General features: G+C 72.9%; 23 protein-coding genes. 15 read left to right on the top strand and 8 right to left on the bottom strand.

Annotated elements, in window-relative coordinates; genetic code table 11:
- The first annotated feature begins 22 nt into the window (after window positions 1–22).
- Window positions 23–1,015, top strand: a complete 993-nt coding sequence (fgd, locus tag L332_RS22360) for a glucose-6-phosphate dehydrogenase (coenzyme-F420) (protein WP_021010528.1) — start codon at window positions 23–25, stop codon at window positions 1,013–1,015.
- Window positions 1,016–1,098: 83 nt separating this feature from the next.
- On the opposite strand, the gene L332_RS22355 is transcribed toward fgd, so the two are convergent.
- Window positions 1,099–2,406, bottom strand: coding sequence for an FtsX-like permease family protein (locus tag L332_RS22355; protein WP_021010527.1), 1,308 nt, complete (start codon window positions 2,404–2,406; stop codon window positions 1,099–1,101).
- Window positions 2,403–3,314: an ABC transporter ATP-binding protein gene (locus tag L332_RS29835; protein ID WP_021010526.1), complete on the bottom strand. Its 912-nt coding sequence runs from the start codon at window positions 3,312–3,314 to the stop codon at window positions 2,403–2,405. The genes L332_RS22355 and L332_RS29835 overlap by 4 nt, the downstream gene beginning before the upstream one ends.
- 118 nt (window positions 3,315–3,432) lie before the next feature.
- Between L332_RS29835 and L332_RS22345 the strand changes: the two genes are divergently transcribed.
- The 3 genes from L332_RS22345 to L332_RS22335 are packed head-to-tail and all read left to right on the top strand — an operon-like array spanning window position 3,433 to window position 5,690.
- Window positions 3,433–4,308, top strand: a complete 876-nt coding sequence (locus L332_RS22345) for a CPBP family glutamic-type intramembrane protease (RefSeq protein ID WP_021010525.1) — start codon at window positions 3,433–3,435, stop codon at window positions 4,306–4,308.
- A 39-nt stretch (window positions 4,309–4,347) separates the two neighbouring features.
- Window positions 4,348–4,707, top strand: a complete 360-nt coding sequence (locus L332_RS22340) for a VOC family protein (RefSeq protein WP_021010524.1) — start codon at window positions 4,348–4,350, stop codon at window positions 4,705–4,707.
- Window positions 4,708–4,742: 35 nt separating this feature from the next.
- Entirely contained in the window at window positions 4,743–5,690 is a 948-nt protein-coding gene (locus tag L332_RS22335; protein WP_021010523.1) for a nucleoside hydrolase, read from the top strand.
- Between the two features lie 26 nt (window positions 5,691–5,716).
- On the opposite strand, the gene L332_RS22330 is transcribed toward L332_RS22335, so the two are convergent.
- Together L332_RS22330 and L332_RS22325 are read right to left on the bottom strand one after the other, a co-directional pair.
- Window positions 5,717–6,904 (bottom strand): MalY/PatB family protein, encoded by a 1,188-nt coding sequence (locus L332_RS22330; protein WP_021010522.1) that lies wholly within the window; start codon window positions 6,902–6,904, stop codon window positions 5,717–5,719.
- A gap of 27 nt (window positions 6,905–6,931) precedes the next feature.
- The gene (locus L332_RS22325) at window positions 6,932–7,429 is read right to left on the bottom strand and encodes a beta-class carbonic anhydrase (RefSeq protein WP_021010521.1); all 498 of its coding nucleotides are present in this window, start codon (window positions 7,427–7,429) and stop codon (window positions 6,932–6,934) included.
- 40 nt (window positions 7,430–7,469) lie between these two features.
- Here L332_RS22325 and L332_RS22320 point away from each other — a divergent pair, with 40 nt between their 5' ends.
- Entirely contained in the window at window positions 7,470–7,820 is a 351-nt protein-coding gene (locus L332_RS22320) for a nucleoside triphosphate pyrophosphohydrolase family protein (RefSeq protein WP_021010520.1), read from the top strand.
- Between the two features lie 57 nt (window positions 7,821–7,877).
- Window positions 7,878–9,194: an FAD-dependent monooxygenase gene (locus tag L332_RS29435; RefSeq protein WP_021010519.1), complete on the top strand. Its 1,317-nt coding sequence runs from the start codon at window positions 7,878–7,880 to the stop codon at window positions 9,192–9,194.
- Window positions 9,195–9,455: 261 nt separating this feature from the next.
- Here the strand turns inward: L332_RS29435 and L332_RS22315 are convergent, their stop codons facing one another.
- The gene (locus tag L332_RS22315; RefSeq protein WP_021010518.1) at window positions 9,456–9,869 is read right to left on the bottom strand and encodes an NUDIX hydrolase; all 414 of its coding nucleotides are present in this window, start codon (window positions 9,867–9,869) and stop codon (window positions 9,456–9,458) included.
- 22 nt (window positions 9,870–9,891) lie between these two features.
- Complete coding sequence (locus tag L332_RS22310; RefSeq protein WP_021010517.1) at window positions 9,892–10,374, bottom strand: DUF2087 domain-containing protein; 483 nt, start codon at window positions 10,372–10,374, stop codon at window positions 9,892–9,894.
- A gap of 117 nt (window positions 10,375–10,491) precedes the next feature.
- Here L332_RS22310 and L332_RS22305 point away from each other — a divergent pair, with 117 nt between their 5' ends.
- The 6 genes from L332_RS22305 (at window position 10,492) to L332_RS22285 (ending at window position 14,124) form a co-directional block, all read left to right on the top strand.
- Window positions 10,492–10,779 carry a WXG100 family type VII secretion target gene (locus L332_RS22305; RefSeq protein WP_021010516.1) on the top strand — a complete coding sequence of 96 codons (288 nt, stop codon included), beginning with the start codon at window positions 10,492–10,494 and terminating at the stop codon, window positions 10,777–10,779.
- 82 nt (window positions 10,780–10,861) lie between these two features.
- Complete coding sequence (locus L332_RS22300; protein ID WP_021010515.1) at window positions 10,862–11,167, top strand: hypothetical protein; 306 nt, start codon at window positions 10,862–10,864, stop codon at window positions 11,165–11,167.
- Entirely contained in the window at window positions 11,164–12,453 is a 1,290-nt protein-coding gene (locus L332_RS22295) for a hypothetical protein (protein WP_021010514.1), read from the top strand. The genes L332_RS22300 and L332_RS22295 overlap by 4 nt, the downstream gene beginning before the upstream one ends.
- Window positions 12,450–12,941 carry a hypothetical protein gene (locus tag L332_RS29430; RefSeq protein ID WP_021010513.1) on the top strand — a complete coding sequence of 164 codons (492 nt, stop codon included), beginning with the start codon at window positions 12,450–12,452 and terminating at the stop codon, window positions 12,939–12,941. Before L332_RS22295 ends, L332_RS29430 begins: the two co-directional genes overlap by 4 nt.
- Window positions 12,938–13,543 (top strand): hypothetical protein, encoded by a 606-nt coding sequence (locus tag L332_RS22290; protein WP_021010512.1) that lies wholly within the window; start codon window positions 12,938–12,940, stop codon window positions 13,541–13,543. Before L332_RS29430 ends, L332_RS22290 begins: the two co-directional genes overlap by 4 nt.
- Complete coding sequence (locus tag L332_RS22285; protein ID WP_021010511.1) at window positions 13,534–14,124, top strand: hypothetical protein; 591 nt, start codon at window positions 13,534–13,536, stop codon at window positions 14,122–14,124. Before L332_RS22290 ends, L332_RS22285 begins: the two co-directional genes overlap by 10 nt.
- A 28-nt stretch (window positions 14,125–14,152) precedes the next feature.
- On the opposite strand, the gene L332_RS22280 is transcribed toward L332_RS22285, so the two are convergent.
- Window positions 14,153–14,590, bottom strand: a complete 438-nt coding sequence (locus tag L332_RS22280) for an Lrp/AsnC family transcriptional regulator (RefSeq protein ID WP_021010510.1) — start codon at window positions 14,588–14,590, stop codon at window positions 14,153–14,155.
- 91 nt (window positions 14,591–14,681) lie between these two features.
- Here L332_RS22280 and ddaH point away from each other — a divergent pair, with 91 nt between their 5' ends.
- Entirely contained in the window at window positions 14,682–15,572 is an 891-nt protein-coding gene (gene ddaH / locus L332_RS22275) for a dimethylargininase (protein ID WP_021010509.1), read from the top strand.
- Between the two features lie 14 nt (window positions 15,573–15,586).
- Complete coding sequence (gene rocD, locus L332_RS22270; RefSeq protein ID WP_031223669.1) at window positions 15,587–16,849, top strand: ornithine--oxo-acid transaminase; 1,263 nt, start codon at window positions 15,587–15,589, stop codon at window positions 16,847–16,849.
- A gap of 12 nt (window positions 16,850–16,861) precedes the next feature.
- Here the strand turns inward: rocD and L332_RS22265 are convergent, their stop codons facing one another.
- Entirely contained in the window at window positions 16,862–17,350 is a 489-nt protein-coding gene (locus L332_RS22265; RefSeq protein WP_021010507.1) for a VOC family protein, read from the bottom strand.
- A 109-nt stretch (window positions 17,351–17,459) separates the two neighbouring features.
- On the opposite strand from L332_RS22265, the gene L332_RS22260 reads away from it, so the two are divergent.
- Window positions 17,460–18,299: a hypothetical protein gene (locus L332_RS22260; RefSeq protein ID WP_021010506.1), complete on the top strand. Its 840-nt coding sequence runs from the start codon at window positions 17,460–17,462 to the stop codon at window positions 18,297–18,299.
- Window positions 18,300–18,307 lie beyond the last annotated feature (8 nt).

The raw sequence follows: 18,307 nt of genomic DNA, 5'->3' as shown, positions 1-18,307 counted from the left end.
CAAGGCTGGTTGACTGACTCCCATGCGGTACGGATACAAGGCCAGCGCCGAGCAGTTCTCGCCCGCCGAGCTGCTCGACCTCGTCGTGCTCGCCGAGCGGGTCGGGCTCGACAGCGCGTTCATCAGCGACCACCTGCAGCCGTGGCGGCACGAGGGCGGCCACGCCCCGAACGCCGTCGCGTGGCTCGGCATGGCGCTCGAGCGCACCGAGCGACTCGTGCTCGGCACCTCGGTGCTCACGCCGACGCTGCGCTACCACCCGGCGGTCGTCGCGCAGCAGTTCGCGACCCTCGGGCAGGTGCACCCGGGGCGGCTGATCCTCGGCGTCGGCACCGGCGAGGCGCTCAACGAGCAGGCGATCGGCGTCGAGTACCCAGAGCTCAAGGAGCGGTTCGCGCGGCTCCGCGAGGCCGTGCGCGTGCTCAAGCGGCTCTGGACCGACGAGCGCGTCGACTTCGACGGCGACTACTACTCGCTCAACGGCGCGACGATCTACGACCGGCCGGCAGAGCGCATCCCCATCTACGTCGCCGGCGGCGGCCCCGCCACGACGCGCTACGCCGCTCGCTTCGCGGACGGCCACATCTGCACGTCCGGCAAGGGCGACGAGTACTACCGCGACACGATCGTCGCGAGCCTCGAGGAGGGCCTCGCGCAGGCCGAGCGCGACTCGGCGGAGGTCGACCGGATGATCGAGATCAAGGTCTCGTACGACCGCGACCCCGACGCGGCGCTCGAGCACACGCGCTTCTGGGCGGCGCTCTCGCTCACGCAGGAGCAGAAGCACGACGTGCACGACCCGCTCGAGATGCAGCGGCTCGCCGACGAGCTGCCGATCGAGCAGGTCGCGAAGCGCTGGATCGTGGGGTCGGATGCGTCGCGGGTCGCGGGCGAGATCGCGCACTACGCGGAGCTCGGCTTCACCCACCTCGTCTTCCACGGCCCCGGGCACGACCAGCGGCGCTTCCTCGAGCAGTTCTCGGAGGACGTGCTGCCGCTCCTGCCCGCGCGCTGAGGAGTCTTCAACCGGGCAGCCGGTAGGGCGCGACAGATATCTCCTCGCCCTACCGGCTATCCGGTTGAGGCCCGCTCGACTCGTCAGGCGGCGGTGCTCGCCGTCGCGACGCGCTTCACGAGCGGCAGCGCCGCGGCCGTCGCGCCGAGCGTCACCGCGACCGCGCCGACCGTCAGCAGCGCCCACGTGACGACCGAGTCGGCGCTCGACCACCAGAGCATGAACGACGGCAGGATGAGCAGCAGGGCGACCCCGGCCGCGCCGCCGACGCCGACGATGAGCGGCAGCGCCACCTGGCGCACGAGCGCCGACTGCATGACGGGCATGTCGACGCCCATCCGGTGCATCGCCTGGTGCTCGCGCTGCTGATCGAGCACCTTCGCCGACTGCGCGATGCCCGCGAGCACGGCGCCGAGCACGCCGGCGATCGCGATCGTGAGCGCCGCGCCGGTCGCGATGTCGACCGCGAACGGGTCGTCGGCCGCCCCGAGCGCGGGCGCGAGCGACGCGAAGCCGCCCGCCATCACCGCGACCGACATCGCGCCCACGATGTTGAATGCGCCGCGGGGGTCGTCGATCACGCGCCGGGCGGCGAGCAGCGTCGCGGGTCGCCGGGCCGCCCTCGCCACGATCCGCGCGACGAGCTGGATGAGCAGCGGCCCGATGAGCGAGTAGGCGAGCACGACGATCGCGATGAGCGCGATCGAGAACGAGACGTCGACCGGGACGAGGTCGAGCGCGACGACCGCGACGTAGACGCCCAGAGGGATGGCGAAGGCGACGATGCGCCAGAGCGAGAGCCCCTGCTGGCCCACGCGCTGCGCGACCCCGAGCGGCGTGACGTGCACGCGCCGCAGCGAGGCGAGCGCGGCGCCGAGCGCCGTCAGCAGCACGGCGGCGCCAGCGGCGAGCCAGATCCACGCGGGCGGCAGCAGCTCGGCGACGGTGAACGGCAGCCCCTGGAACTCGATCCGGGCGATCCCCGGCGTGACCGCGAGCGCGAGCATCGCGCCGACCACGACGCCGACGAGCGCTTGCGCGACCGCGTCGAGCACCGCCATCGTCGAGACCTGGCCGCGCGTGGCGCCCGCGAGCCGCAGCGCCGCGAGCCGGTCGTCGCGGCGCGCGAGCGCGAGCCGCACGGCGGCCTGCGCGAGCGTCCAGACCGCCGGCAGCAGCAGCGCCGCCGCCACGAGCGCGAGCGTCACGATGAGCTCGCCGTCGAACGGGTCGACCCGGCCCTCGTCGAGCCGCACCTGGAAGGCGTTCACGCCGCCGAGCACCGCGAGCAGGGCCGCTGTCGCGAAGGCGAAGGCGATCGCGCTCAGCACGTCGGTCGCGCGAGGACCGGTGGCGCGGGCGAGCCGCACCCACAGGAGGAGGGCGGTCATCGCGAGGCCTCGATCCACGACTGCTGCACGGCGTCGCGCAGCGGGTTCGGCACGTGCGCCTCGGAGCGCGCGGCGCCGTAGGACGGGTGCTGGGGCAGCGGCATGGGGGCGGATGCGGTGCCCGGCAGCGCGTACGACGGTGCCGTGCCGACCGGTGCGGCACCCGACGGTGCCGCGTGCGCGGTCGCCGGGACGGCATCCGCCCGCTCGTCCGAGCGGCGCTCATCGCTCACGATGCGCCCGTCCTGCAGCCGCACGACGCGCGAGCACATCGCGGCGACCTCGGGGTCGTGCGTGACGACGACGAGCGAGGCACCGTGGCCGAGCGTCGCGCCGATGAGCAGGCTCATGACCGCGTCGCCCGTCGAGCGGTCGAGCGCGCCGGTCGGCTCGTCGGCGAAGACGATGCCGGGGGAGCCGACGAGCGCGCGGGCGATCGCGACGCGCTGCGCCTGGCCGCCCGAGAGCTCGCCGGGCCGACGGCCGAGCATCTCGCCGAGGCCGAGCCGGTGCAGGAGCGTGCCGGCCGCCGCCTCGGCGCCCGTGCGAGCCGTGCCGCCGAGCATGAGCGGCAGCGCGACGTTCTCGATCGCGGGCAGCTCGGGCAGGAGCTGGCCCGACTGGAAGACGAAGCCGAAGTCGCTGCGGCGCAGCTTTGTGCGCTCCCCGTCGCGCATCGACGCGAGATCGCGGCCGCGCCAGGCGACCCGGCCAGAAGCGGGGGCGACGATGCCGGCGAGCACGTGCAGGAGGGTCGACTTGCCAGAGCCCGAGGGGCCCATGATCGCGACCGCCTCCGGTCCGTCGGCGCCGATCGTGAGCGAGACATCGGCGAGCGCCGGCGCCGCCGCGTTGCCCTGGCCGTAGGTGTGGGTGAGTCCGATGGCTTCGAGTCGGTTCGTGTGCATGGATCCATCGGAGCACCCGGCACCCGGGCCGGGCGAGCGCATCCGCCGCCTTTGCATCGCCCGGGGGACGAGGATCATCCGGGCGGATGAGCCGGGTCGCCTTCCGTAGGCTGATGCGGTGACGACCGATCGAGCGACGCCCGCCGCGAGCCGCGCCCGACCGACGGTCGCCGCCGAGGGCACGACGACGCATCCGCTCGCCATCATCCCCGCCGCGCTCGTCACGAGCGCCGCGGTGCTGCTCTTCTGGGCGCTGACCGATTGGGGCTACCTGCCGCTCGTGCTCGGCGTCGCCGGCGGCATCCTGACCGACCGGGCGGGGCTGTCGCGCAAGCTCGGGCAGGACCTCGCGATCATCGCGATCGCGCTCACGTGGATCAGCTTCATCTCGCTGCACGCCGACCTGTCGGACGCCGGGATCCTGCGCTTCACGATCGCGCTCGGCGGCGCGGTGCTCATCCCGTACTCGATCTCGCGCTGGCTCTACCGCGACCACGCGGTGCGCTTCCCGTGGGCCGGCGGCCGCTGGACGCGCCGCATGTGGACGTACCTCGTCGTCGTCGTGCTCGCGGCCTACCTCATCCTGCCCTTCTACTTCCTCACGTCGGGCGTCTACCGCAACTGGCCCGCGGTCGAGGAGTGGGACATGATCGCGCGGCTCTTCATGGGCGTGAACGCCGTGGGGCTGTGGGACGAGCTCTTCTTCATCTGCACCGTCTACACGCTCCTCATGCGCCACTTCCGGCCGTGGCTCGCGAACGTCCTGCAAGCGGGCATCTTCGTCTCGTTCCTGTGGGAGCTCGGCTACCAGTCGTGGGGGCCGCTCCTGACGATCCCGTTCGCGCTCGTGCAGGGCGCGATCTTCTCGTGGACGAAGAACCTCCTCTACGTCGTCTCGGTGCACTTGCTGTTCGACGCGGTCGTGTTCCTCGTCATCGTGCACGCGCACCACCCGGAGGCGCTGCCGATCTTCCCGCTCGTCCACGGGTTCTAGGCCTGGTGCGCTTGGGTCGCCGCGCGTAGCCTCGCGCGCATGGCCATCGCAAGCTTCCCCACCCTCGTGATCGACTGCCCGGATGCGCTCGCGCTCGCGCGCTTCTACGGCGCGATGCTCGACTGGCCCATCGTCGACGAGAGCGACGACTGGGTCGAGATCAAGGCCGACTACGGCCAGATGATCTGCTTCCAGCAGGTCGAGCAGTACACGGCTCCGGACTGGCCGGGGCAGGAGCACCCGCAGCAGATGCACCTCGACGTGTCGGTCGCCGACCTCGACGAGGCGCAAGCGGCGGTCGAGGAGCTCGGGGCGACGGTGCACGAGCACCAGCCGGGGGAGACCTTCCGGGTCATGCTCGACCCGGCTGGGCACCCGTTCTGCCTCTGCGTCGAGTAGCGCCGGGCGAGGCTCGCCCGCCCTAGGCTCGAGCGGTGACCACCGTGCTCCTCGACGTCGACACGGGCATCGACGACGCCCTCGCCATCCTCACCGCCGCCCTCTCGAATGAGATCGACCTCGTCGGCTGCTCGGTCGTCTGGGGGAACGTCGACGTCGAGCAGGGCGCCCGCAACACCTCCGAGGTGCTGCGGCTCGCGGGGCACGGCGACGTGCCGGTCGCGGTCGGCGCCGCCGGTCCGCGGAACGGCTCGCGCGCGGTCTTCTCGACGCAGGTGCACGGCGAGGACGGGCTCGGCGGATGCGCCGACACGGCACACGTGCCGGACCTCGCGAGCGAGAGCGCGGTCGAGCTCATCCTGCGGCTCAGCCACGAGCACGCCCGGAGCCTCGAGATCGTCGCCGTCGGGCCGCTCACGAACCTCGCGGCCGCGCTCGACGCCGATCCCGGGCTGCCCGAGCGCATCCGCCAGGTGACGATCATGGGCGGCGCGGCGCTCGCGCCCGGCAACGTCTCGGAGACCGCCGAGGCCAACATCTGGCACGACCCGGAGGCTGCGCAGGTCGTCTTCGACGCGCCGTGGGAGCTGACGATGGTCGGCCTCGACGTGACCATGACGTCGCTCATCACCGACGCGCACCGCGAGCGGCTCCGTGCCGGCGGCGAGGTCGGGCGCTTCTGCGACCGGATCCTCGACTTCTACCTCGACTACTACGAGGGCTACACGGGCGAGCGCGCGTCGGGCAACCACGACGCGCTCGCGCTCGCGGTCGCGACCGGGCTCGTGCGGACGACGCTCTCGCCGATCGTCGACGTGCACGTCGACTGCTCGGACGGGCCCGCGCGCGGCCGCACCGTCGCCGAGCTCGAGGGCGCGTGGGGCGAGTGGCCCGAGCGCGAGGGCGCGCGCCACCGCGTCGTGATGGAGGTCGAGCCGGGCTTCGAGGACCGCATGGTCGAGCTGCTCGCCGCCGCGCCGTAGGCGCCGCTCCCTCCGGCGGGGGCCGCTCAGGCGATGGCGCCCATGCGGCGGACCGCCTCCTCGATGACGTCGGGGCGCGTGCCGAGGTTGAAGCGCACGTGGTTCGCGCCGCCGGTGCCGAACGCCTCACCGGCGCTGAGCCCGACGCGCGCCTGCTCGAGGAACGCCTTCGCCGGGCCGCTCGAGAGCCCGATGTAGCCCGGGTCGGGACGCGCCGCGGGGTCGGCGACGCGCGACTCGCGGCAGTCGAGCCACGCGAGGAACGTCGCCTCGCCCGGCCGCCAGCGGATCGCCGGCGCGTGCTCGGCGAGCAGCCGCCCGAGCAGCGCGCGGTTCTCGCGCAGGCCGTCGAGCACCGCGTCGAGCCACGCGCCGCTCTCGGCGAACGCGGCGACGTGGGCGATCGACGCGAGGTGCGAGGGCCCGTGGCTCACGACCTCGGCGATGGCGGCGAGGTCGTCGGCGGTCTCGGCGCCGCCGACGATGAGCGCGGTGCGGAGGCCCGCGAGGTTGAACGCCTTCGAGGCGCTCGAGAGCGAGAAGCCGCGCGGGTCGACGATCCAGTAGGGCGTGAAGGTCGCGTCGAAGAGCAGCGGTGCGTGGATCTCGTCGGAGACGACGCGCACGCCGTGCCGATCGGCGATCGCGGCGACGCGTTCGAGCTCGACGCGGGAGTGCACCGTGCCGGTCGGGTTCTGCGGGTTGCACAGCAGCAGCACCGCGCGGCTCCGCCCGTCGGGCGCGGTGCCGCCGACGCGCTCGCATACGGCCTCGAGCGCGTCGAGGTCGAGCCGCAGGTCGTCGCCGAGCGGCGCCTCGACGACGTGCCGCTCGGCGTGCACCGAGTAGGCGTGGAAGGGCGGGTAGACGGGGCTGTTGACGATCACGGTGCCGCCGGGCGGCGTGAGCTGCCGGATGAGCTCGAACGCGCCCATCATGACGTCGCTCACGAGCGCGGTGCGCTCGACGACCACCTCGGCGCCCCAGCGCTCCGCCGCGAAGCCCGCGAACGCATCCGCGTACCCCGTGCCGTGCAGGTAGCCGGTGTCGCCCCGCAGCATCGCGTCGTGCACGGCGCGCGTGATGGGCTCGGCCGGCACGACGTCCATCTCGGCGACCCACATGGGCAGCACGTCGGGCTCGAAGAAGCGCCACTTGATGCTCGTGCGCTCGCGCAGCCGGTCGAGGGGCACCTGCTCGAAGGGGTTCACCACGACCCCATCCTGATGGATGCGCCCGAGTCAGGCGACCTGCTCGAGCAGGCCCGTGTCGACGTCGTAGAGGAAGCCGCCGACCTCGGCGCGCTCGCCGATGAGCGGGTGCGAGCGCACGCGGTGCACGTCCTCGACGATCGAGAGCCGCTGCTGCTCGATCGCGCCGAGGTCGAGCCACGACGCGTCGACGCCCGCGGCCTCGGAGATGTCCATGAGCAGCTCGCGCTCCGACTTCGACGCCATCGCGCAGCGCGTGTGCTGCACGAGCATGATGCGCTTCACGCCGAGGAGGTTCACGCCGAGCACGAGCGCGACGAGCGTGCGCTCGGTCGCGCGGCCGCCCGGGTTGCGCAGGATCTTCGCGTCGCCCGGGACGAGCCCGATCATGCCGAGCGGGTCGATGCGCGAGTCCATGCACGTGACCATCGCGACACCGGCTCTCGCGACGCCGTCGAAGCCCTGCAGGGCGAAGGTCTCGGCGAAGGCGCGGTTGTGCTCGAGCAGGTCATCGAAGGACGAAGGCATGCGTCTGAATCTACGCCCTCCGCGTGCCACCATTGCGCGCATGGAGATCCGCGCGCTCGCCCAGCAGATCGACGCGATCTCGCGCCGCTACGCCGAGGTCTACGGCTTCGAGCGCGACGCCGACTGGCTCGTGCTCAAGCTGCAGGAGGAGGTCGGCGAGCTCGTGCAGGCGTGGCTCGCGAAGACCGGCCGGCAGCGCGACAAGGGCCACAGCCCCGAGGAGATCGACCGCCGCTTCGCGCTCGAGCTCGCGGATGCGGTGGGCATGCTGCTCGCGCTCGCGGAGGCCACGGGGGTCGACATCGAGCGGGCGATCGACGACAAGTGGCTCGTCTGGGATCGGCGCGTCTCGCAGCGCGCCGGCGAGGCGGACGCGCCGGAGCGGGACTGAGCCCTGCTCCCGTCGGCCATGGTGCCGCCAGTGAGGTCGCCCCGATAGCCTGCCGCCATGACGCAGACCGCCATCATCGTCGGTGCCGGACTCGGAGGCCTCGCGGCCGCGCGCGCCCTCGAGACCGCCGGCTGGCACGTGCGGGTGCTCGAGGCCGCGCTCGAGGTGCGGGCCATGGGCGCGGGCATCAGCATCACGAGCAACGGCCTCGAGGCGCTCGACGAGCTCGGGGTGGGGGACGCGGTGCGCGAGCGCGCGGTCAAGGCTCGGCCCGAGGGCGTCTTCACCGATCAGGGCACACGCTTGCAGCAGGGCTTCGCCCACGAGTCGAGCGCCGTGCACGCGATCCACCGGGGGACGCTGCTCGAGATCCTGCGCGGCGATCGCGAGGTCGAGACCGGCATGCGCGTCGTCGGCGCCGCCGATGCGTCGAGCGGCCGCCCGAGCGTCACGATCGAGCACGGCGCCGCCGACCCCGACTCGCGCGACGCGCGCTCGGAGCGGCAGGCGCGCGCCGACCGCTCGCTCGGCATCAAGGTCGGCCGCCGGCTGCAGCGCGCGCTCGAGCCTGGCGACGAGCCGATCGACCGCCGCGCCGAGCGTCGCGCGACGAAGCAGCAGGTGCGATCCGCCGCAGAGGGCCGCTTCGAGACGCTCGAGGCCGACCTGATCATCGGTGCCGACGGCATCGACTCCGCCGTGCGGAAGGCGCTCTGGCCGAAGGCCGCGACCGACTACTCGGGCGCGACCTGCTGGTACGGCGTGCTGCAGGCGGAGTCCGACTCGCCCGCCGGCGCCCGCCAGTACCTCGGGCGCGGCGCCGAGTTCGGCATGGTGCCGATCGACGGCGGCCGCGTCTACTGGTGGGGCATGGCGCACGCCCGGATGGGCGGGCACGCGCCCGACGAGCTCGAGGCGGCGCGAGAGCGCTTCGACGCCTGGGCGCCGGAGGTGCGCGACCACATCGCCGCGACCCCGCAGGCGTCGATCACCCGCCGCGACCTGCACTGGCTCGCGACGCCGCTGAAGACCTTCCACCGCCCGGGCGTCGTGCTGCTCGGCGACGCGGCGCACGCGATGCTCCCGACCCTCGGGCAGGGCGGCAACCTGACGTTCGAGGATGCCGCGACGCTCGGCATCCTGCTCGCCGACCACCCGCTCGAGCAGGCCCTCCGCGCCTACGACAGCGAGCGCATCCGCCGCACCGACCGCTTCAAGCAGCTCTCGCACCGCCTCGCGCACACGACGACCGAGACGCGCAGCCCGGTGCTCGTCGCGGCCCGCAACGGCGTCTACAACCTCATGCCCGCGATGCTCGCCGAGATCGCCGGCGACTGGATGCTGCACTGGCGCAGCCCGCGCGCCAAGCGCTGACACGAGCCGCGCGGGGAGACACGCCCGAGGGCGACATGGGTAGTTCTCCCCATAGTCCTCTCCCAGGTACCGGCGCTACCGTGTGGCGTAGCCCGGCTGGGGCCCCGCAAGGGGAATCGGGCTACGAGACAGGGATCCGGCGCATAGCGCCGGAGTGCAAGGGCCTCAGGGACGGGGCGTTGCACGACTCGGCGAGAGCCGGTCGTCCACATCACAGAGCGGGGCTCGACTGGGGTCGGGCCCCCTCTCTCGTCTCCGGCCCTATCGCCGAGCAGCCCTTTCCGCGAGCAGCATCGGGAAGACGAGCTCGCGGTTGAGCGGCGCCTCCGCCTCGTCGTCGATGCCGAGCGCCGGGTCGATCCAGCGCACCGCCTCGATCTCGGCGCGCGCGTGCGGCTCGATCGCGTCGCGGGTGCGGAACACGCTCGCCCGCAGCGCGAACCCCGCTTCGTTCGCGGCGCGCGTCTCGAACTCGCCCAGCGGCTCGATGCGGTCGAGGCCGATCTCGACGCCGAGCTCCTCCAGCACCTCGCGCACGCCGCACTCGGCGGCGGTCTCCCCGCCCTCGGGCTTGCCGCCCGGCAGCATCCACGCGTTCGTGCCGCGCTTCCGCACCGTCAGCACGGCGCCGTCGGCGCGCTCGAAGCAGATCGCCGAGACCGTGATGATGCCCATGCGTCCAGGCTAGGCGGCTCGGCTACGGGCGGCGGTAGGCGCTGCCGTCCGCCTCGCGCTCGAGCAGGCCCGCGTCGACGAGGTATCGGCGCAGCGTCGCGGGGTCGTCGATGATCGCCGCGAGCCGCTCGGTCACCGCCGCCTCCGAGGCGCTGCCCCCGGCGGGCAGCGCGTGCTCGGTCGCCCACCGCAGCAGCGCCGCGCGATCGGCGGGGCGCTTCGGCCACGCGGCGATCCGGCCGTCGCGCACGAACCGGTCGATGCCGCTCGCGGCCGGTCGGTGGCCGAGCAGCGGCGTGAACGGGTCGGCGGGCAGGACGGCGCCGTCGACGACAGTCACGAGGCCGGCGCGCTCGAGCGCCTCGACGGCTCGCCGCTCTCGCGCGGTGAGCGCGGAAGCCTGCACGGGGGAACGGTCGGCGACGCCGAGGACGATGCGCGCCCACGCGAGCCGCCGGCCCTCGTCGGCGAGCGCCGCGGCGATCGGCCTCCACGCATCCGTCATGCACCCATGCTGGCAGGGGACTTCTCCCCATCGCATCTCCAGCGTCGCGCTCCTACGGTGGAGGCGTCGGCTCCGATCGGGGTCGGCGCACCAGGACTTCGAGGGAGTGATCATCGCATGAGCGATTTCGGCGCATCGTATGCAGAGATGGAGTCCGTGGCGGGCAAGCTCGACACGGGCAAGGAGGACATCTCGGGTGTCCTGAAGGACCTGAAGGGTCAGGTCGACACCCTGCTGGGTGAGGACTTCAAGACGCAGCACGCGTCGGGCAAGTTCGGTGAGGGCTACGAGGAGCTCACGTCGGGTCTCGAGAAGGCGATCGAGGGCATCTCCGAGATGGGTGAGGCGCTGCGGGGCATGATGCAGGCGATCCAGTCGCTCGACGAGCAGCTCGCCGGCAGCTGATCGTGCCGCGGTAGCCGGCGGGCGCGCTGCCGCGCCCGCCGGCTCTTCGCATCCCATCCCAACTCGACTCGGAAGGATCACCGTGGACGTCATGCTCGACCTCGAGCGACTCAAGCAGGCTCGCACGAGCCTCGGCAGCGCTGTCGAGAGCTTCAAGGGCGCGAGCTCGTTCAACAACGACCTCGAGCGCGCCGTCGCCGAGCCGGACGACCGGAGCTCACTCCGTCGCAAGGTGAGCGACTTCGAGTCCGACTGGAACGGTCGCCGCGGCGACCTCACCGAGATGCTCGAGGAGATCCACAAGGGCATCGACACCATCATCACCGAGTGGGATCGGTGGGACACCGAGACCGCCGCAGAGCTCGAGCCGACGGGAACCGTCCGATGACCTACCGCTCACCGACGGCCGGCTACGCGCTGCGCCCGCTCGCGGGCAACCCCGACAAGATCGAGACCGACGCCGCGAGCTTCATCCGCCTCGCCGACGACCTCGACGCGCTCTCGAGCGAGCTGCAGGCGATCGGCACCTCCGACGTGCACAGGTCGAAGGGCACGGATGCGCTCGCGGAGCTCGCGCTCAAGGCCAAGCCCGAGGTCGACAAGGCTGAGCAGCGCTACCGCTCCACCGCCGAGGTGCTGCAGGCGTACGCCCCGCAGCTGCGCAAGGCGAAGGACTGGATCGACGATCACCAGGAGTCGATCGAGCAGGCCGAGCGGGATTGGGAGGCCGCCGTCGAGGCGGCGGAGGACGCGCGCCGTGAGCAGCGCAGCCTCACGCGGGTGATGCCCTGGGAGGACGACCCGACCGACGCCGAGCTCACCGCCGCCCAGGGCGCGGTGTCGAGCGCCGAGGGTGCCGAGTCGACGGCCAAGGGGATCCGCGACGAGCGCTGGGAGTCGTTCGAGACCGTCTTCTCCACCTGGTCGGACGCCTACGACGACGCCGTCGCCGGCGTCGACGGCGCGATCGAGGCGGCGGGCAACAACGACGGCTTCTGGGAGGGGCTCGCCGACTTCCTCGACATCCTCGGCTGGGTCGTGACCGGGCTCGCGATCATCGCGCTGTTCGTCTCGGGGCCGATCGGCCTCGCGCTCATGGCGCTCGTGGTCGTCGGATCGCTCGTGCTGCTCGCGGGCAAGATCGCGCAGTACGCGACGGGCCGCACGACCTGGCAGGACGTCGCGCTCGCCGGCTTCGCGCTCGTCACGCTCGGCGCGGGCGGCGCGATCGCCCGGGTCGCGAGCAAGGGCGCGCCGACGCTCAGCGGCGCGATCGGCGCCACTCGCGCCGCGGCGCGACCGGCGATCCGCTCGGGCATGCGCGGCCCGACCCTCAACCCGTTCACGTGGCACCGGCCGCTCTCGAACCGCGTGAGCGCGTGGGGGCAGGCACGCGCCGCGACGCCGCGGCCCGGCGTGCTCGTCAACGGCTTCGACTCGATCCGCTTCGGCGGCACCGAGACGGGGCGCACGCTGCAGTTCCTCAACACCGCTCGCAGCAACCTCCGCCAGTACCCTGGCGTCGTGAACGGCATCGACGACATGATCGCGCGAGCGACGCCGAGCGTCGCCTCGCAGGTCGGGCAGTTCTCGCTCTGGAGCGTCGGCACAGGGCTCGACCTCGGCGACAAGTTCGGCCTCGTGCCGAAGTCGGACCCGCTCGTGCGCCTGTGAGCATCGCGCTCGCTCCCGCGCGAGCCCGGTCCCCCTGGGAGCGCGCGTACCGCATCGCGACGATCGCCGCCGCCGTGCAGTTCGGGTGGGTGTTCTTCATGGGGCTCCTCGCCGGCGGGCAGTTCCTCGCCGACGAGTGGCCGCGGTGGGACCCGCTCGCCGAGTGGCCGGTGCTCGCCGTGCCCGCGTGGCTCACGATCGCGATCGGCGCAGTCGCGGCAGCGGCGGCCATCGCGATGGCCGTGCGGCGCGAGGTGACGGATGAGGTGGGCGTGGCCTTCCAGGACCTCGCGACGGGCGTGCTCCTGCTCGGCCTCCTCCCGGTCGGGCTCGCTCGCGCGTACGCCGGAGTGGGCGTGCCGGACGGCGCGCTCGGATGGCACTGGATCGCGTCGCTCGTCTTCGTCGTGACGCTCCTCGCGCTCGTGGTCCGCGTCGTCCGCGCCTCGCGCGCGAGCCGCGCGCCTCGCGACGGGCGGTCGTCGTGAGCGCGGCGTCGCTCCGCGAGGAGCTGACGCGCGAGTCGCCGCGAGGCTTCCGCATCGCGTTCCCGCCGGGCTGGCGGCACTACCCGGTCGACGATCGCGGCCGCGCCGCGCTCCTGCGCGACATCGCTGAGCGCGCGAAGCTCGTCGGCCGACCCGATGTCGACGCGGCACTGCGCCGCAAAGCGCGAGAGCAGTTCGATGGGCTGCGCCAGAGCCGGGGCGTCGCGATGTACGTGCCCGGTGCCGAGGCGACAGCCGAGAGCGGCATGCCGATGTCGGTCGTCGCCTCTCGCTGGCTCGCCCCGGCGGGCACGCCGCTCGAGGCGGACGTGCGCGCGCGGGCGGGGGCCGAGGTCGTGCGCATCGACATGCCGCACGGCACCGTCCTCCGGTGGGTCGTGGACCGCGACGGCGCATCCACTCGAGAGGGCGTGCTGACGCGCACGGTCTCGTACGTCCATCCGGAGCCGGGCGACGACGCGCGGCGCGGCATCCTGCTCACGGCCGGCATCCTGCACCTCGGCACCGACGAGACCGATCGCATGGCCGATGCGCTCGTCGAGCTCGCCGACGCGATCGTGGAGACGTTCCGGTGGAGCTGAGCGACCCGGTCGCGCACTTCGACGCCGACCCGGATGTGTGGGTGCCGGTGCCGCTCGGATTCCCGAGCGAGCGCTGGCCGACGCCGCAGGCGTGGGCGGCGCGAGCGGCGGCCGATCTCGCGCCGTTCTGGCGACTCGACGACCTGCAGCGCGCCGACCTCGAGCACATGGCGCTCGTCATCGCGTCGAGCCCGACTCCGCTGCCCGGGCCGGTCGCGAGGTTCTGGCACCTGCCGCTCGAGCCGGGAGTCTCGCGCGTCGTGCACGCCTACGCCGAGCCGTTCGAGCCCGATTGGCGCGAGCGCATCGAGGAGTGGGCGACCGACGGCTACGAGGGGGCGCTCTTCCAGCGGGCCGAGCCGCGCGCATCCGAGGTGTTCGGCACGCTCGTGTGCACGAGCGCGCTGTGGCCCATCCCCGGCGAGCCCGGCGCCGCGGCCGCGGTCCTGCGCGTGATCGGCGCGCTCGACGACATGATCGTCGTGATCGAGGTGCTCGACGCCGACCTCTCCGTCGCCGCGCGGCTGCTCGAGCCCGCGGTCGGGCTCGCCGAGTCGCTGCGGCTCGGACCTGCCGCATGACCGCGGCGGTCGCGGCGCTCGCGGCAGCTCAGCCCGCCGTGCGCGTGATGAGCTTCGAGAGCACGATCGCCGAGCGCGTGTGGTCGACGGTCGCGGCCGCCCGCACCTTCTCGAGCGCGTCCTCGAGCGCGATGACGTCGCGCGCCCGCATGATGACGATCGCGTCGGCCTCGCCCGTCACGGTGCCGGCCTCGACGATCTCTGGCACTCCGGCGAGGATGCGCTTGAGGTCGGTGGGGGAGACGGTGCCGCGACAGAACAGCTCGACGTACGCCTCCGTGGCGAGGCCCTCGACCGCGGGATCGACCTGCACGGTGAAGCCGCGGATCACTCCGTCGGCGACGAGCCGGTCGATCCGCCGCTTCACGGCAGAGGCGGAGAGGCCGACCTCGGCACCGATGTCCGCGTAGCCGGCTCGCGCATTGAGTCGCAAGCGGTCGATGATGCCATGGTCGATTCGATCCATACGCACGAATCTACAGTGCCGACCGGCTGACTTGCACGAAACTCGCGTGCAGACCGGCGCATTTGCGTCGATCCGTTGCGACCCTGGATGCATGCAGCAGACGACCGACGCGCGCCCCGAGGCCGCGAACCCCCGAACCGCGAGCACGCAGACCGCGACCGCGCCGCTCGGCCCCGACGCCCGAGCGGCCGTGCACAAGACCGTGCTCATGTGCCGCCCCGACCACTTCACCGTGAGCTACCGCATCAACCCGTGGATGAACCCCGAGCTCCCGACGAGCACGCCGCTCGCGGTCGAGCAGTGGCAGTCGCTCCACGACGCCTACCGCTCGCTCGGCTACGACGTCGAGCTCATCGAGCCCATCCCCGGCCTCAACGACATGGTCTACGCCGCGAACGGCGGCTTCACGCTCGATGGGCACGCCTACGGCGCGAAGTTCACCTACGAGGAGCGCGTGCCCGAGGGCCCCGCCTACATGTCGTGGTTCGAGGCGAACGGCTTCGAGGTGCACGAGCCGCGCGCGATCAACGAGGGCGAGGGCGACTTCCTGCTCTCGAACGGCGCGATCCTCGCGGGCCACGGCTTCCGCACGACGCTCGAGTCGCACGACGAGCTGCGCCGCATCTTCGACCGCGAGGTCGTGAGCCTGCGCCTCGTCGACCCGTCGTTCTACCACCTCGACACCGCCGTCGCGATCCTCGACGAGTCGAACATCGCCTACCTGCCGAAGGCCTTCGACGACGCGAGCCGCGCGGAGCTCGAGCGCCGCTACCCCGACGCGATCCTCGTCGACGACCAGGACGCATCCGTGCTCGGCCTCAACTCCTTCGGCGACGGCCGCACGATGCTCATCGCCGAGCGCGCGACGGGCTTCGAGCGGCAGCTGCGCGAGCGCGGCTACGAGACCGTGGGGCTCGACCTGAGCGAGCTGCTGCTGGGCGGCGGCGGCATCAAGTGCTGCACCCTGGAGCTGCGACGATGACGACGGAGGCGACCATGACCGGCACGACGATGCACCAGGCGACGGATGCGGTGGGCACGGACGCGGTGAGCGCGGCCACGCGCGATGCGATCGAGCAGGTCGAGGCGCACGCGGCGCACAACTACCACCCGCTGCCGGTCGTCGTGACCGAGGCGGAGGGCGCGTGGGTCACCGACGTCGACGGCCGCCGCTACCTCGACTGCCTCGCCGCCTACTCGGCGGTGAACTTCGGGCACGGCCACCCCCGGCTCCTCGCCGTCGCGCACGCGCAGCTCGACCGCGTGACGCTCACGAGCCGCGCCTTCCACTCCGCCGCGCTCGGCCCGTTCGTCGAGGCGCTCGCGGCGCTCGCCAGCAAGGACATGGTGCTGCCGATGAACACGGGCGCCGAGGCCGTGGAGTCGGCGATCAAGGTCGCGCGCCGCTGGGCCTACGAGGTGAAGGGCGTGCCGGCGGGCGAGGCCGAGATCATCGTGATGGAGGGCAACTTCCACGGCCGCACGACGACGATCGTCTCGTTCTCGGACGACCCGGATGCGACGACGGGCTACGCGCCGTTCACGCCCGGCTTCGTGCGCGTGCCGTTCGGGGACGCCGCGGCGCTCGAGGCCGCGATCACCCCGCGCACCGCGGCGGTGCTGCTCGAGCCCATCCAGGGCGAGGCGGGCATCAAGATGCCGCCGGCCGGCTACCTGCAGCGCGTGCGCGACATCACCTCGCGCGAGCGCGTGCTCTTCATCGCCGACGAGATCCAGTCGGGGCTCGGCCGCACGGGAGCGACGTTCCAGTGCGACAACGAGGGCGTCGTGCCCGACGTCTACCTGCTCGGCAAGGCGCTCGGCGGCGGCGTCGTGCCGGTGTCGGCTGTCGTCGCCGATGCCGACGTGCTCGGCGTGCTGACGCCCGGCTCGCACGGCTCGACGTTCGGCGGCAACCCGCTCGCAGCGGCGGTCGGGCTCGAGGTCGTGCGGATGCTCTCCGAGGGGGCGATGCAGGCTCGCGCTCGCGAGCTCGGCGAGCGCTTGCACGCGGGCCTCGCGGAGCTCGTCGGCCACGGGGTCACCGAGGTGCGCGGCGTGGGGCTGTGGGCCGGGATCGACATCGATCCCGCGGTCGGCACCGCGCGCGACGTGTGCGTGCGGCTGCTCGAGCGCGGCATCCTCGCGAAGGACACGCACGGGCAGACGGTGCGGCTCGCGCCCCCGATCGTCATCGAGGAATCCGACCTCGACCTGCTCATCGCCGCGTTCCGCGAGGCCGTCAGCGCATCGCGCTGACGCCCGAGCGGGTCACGGCTCCGGCGTGGCGCCCATCGGGTCGGCAGCCTCGGCGACGCCGTCCGCGTCGGCCGGCTCGATGCGCTCGCCCGCGCCATCGCCCGCGAGCTCCTCGGCCATGATGCCGAAGAGGTTGCCGTCGGGATCGAGCAGGGTCGCGAACCTGCCGAGCCCCTCCATGTCGGCGGCCGGGACGACGACCGAGCCGCCGAGCTCGAGCGCTCGGGCGACGACCGCATCCGCGTCGTCCACACCGACGACGATGTTGGCGCCCTTGACGGGTGCATCGGGGCCGGGTGGCGGGCCCTCCCGCGGCGCGAGCCCACCGTTGATGCCGATGCCCGGCCCCTGCATGCTCGCCGCGCCCTCGCCGGTGAAGATCCACCAGTACTCGAGGTCGCCGTAGCGCTCGAACCGCCAGTCCAGCAGCTCGCTGTAGAAGTCGATGAGCCGCTGCGGCTCGCTCGCGTGGATCTCGAAGTGCACGACCAGGCTGCTCATGCCGCGACGCTACGCCGCCCGTCGCGCTCGCGCCAGGGGCTCCGGCCGCCCAGCGCTCGCGACGCCGGGCCTGCCCGCATGCATAGGCGAAGGGGAGTATGGTCGCGGGGTGGCTGAAAGCATCCTCCTCGGGCACGCACCCAGGCCGACCGACGGCGCGCAGCTCGCGAAGCGCATCCGCACCGTCGTGATCGCCGCCGAGCCCGCCGGCATCGCCTGCACGTCGATCATCGACGCCGAGCTCGACGGCGCCGACATCGCCAGGCTCCACCTCGACCTGACCGGCTTCATCCTCGCCGGCGAGGTCGATCGCGATCGCGCGCGGCTCGAGCCGCAAGGGGCCTCGGTGGGCTGGGAGTCGGCCGTGCTGCGCGACCTGCGCGTGCACGCGTGCCCCATGCACGTCTCGGGGGCCGACGTGACGCTCGACGCGCAGCTGACCGACGTGCCGTTCACCTGGATCGAGACCGATCTCGGCGAGCTCGCGGTCGACCTCGCGCGCCCGACCGCCGATCGGCCGCTGCACGGGCACGCGATGGTGTCGGTGCCCAAGGCGCGGATCGGCAAGGCGGTGCTGGGCCTCGCCGAGTCGGCGCTGCTCGACCACGGCGTCTCGGTCTCGAAGCTCGAGCTCGACGTCGAGTCGACCGGGCCGCGCGACCTGCGCATCGCCGTCGACGCGAAGGTGCGCAAGTGCCTGCTCGGCGCCTCGGTGCGCGGCACCGCGAGCGCGTCGATCGACGACCGCATGGGCGTGACGCTGTCGGACATCCAGGTCGACAGCGGCAACCCGCTCGTGTCGGCGATGCTCGGCGCGATGCGCGGCAAGATCCAGGCCTACGAGGGCCGCCGCATCGACCTCGCCTCCGAGCTGCCGGCCGGCGTCAGCCTCGCCGACGTGCAGGTGCGCGTGACCGATGCCGTGACGATCGAGGCGCGGCTGGTCTAGCCGGGGCT

It is taken from the genome of Agrococcus pavilionensis RW1, assembly GCF_000400485.1.
Classification (GTDB): Bacteria; Actinomycetota; Actinomycetes; order Actinomycetales; family Microbacteriaceae; genus Agrococcus; species Agrococcus pavilionensis.
This window is presented reverse-complemented; position numbering and strand designations above follow the sequence as displayed.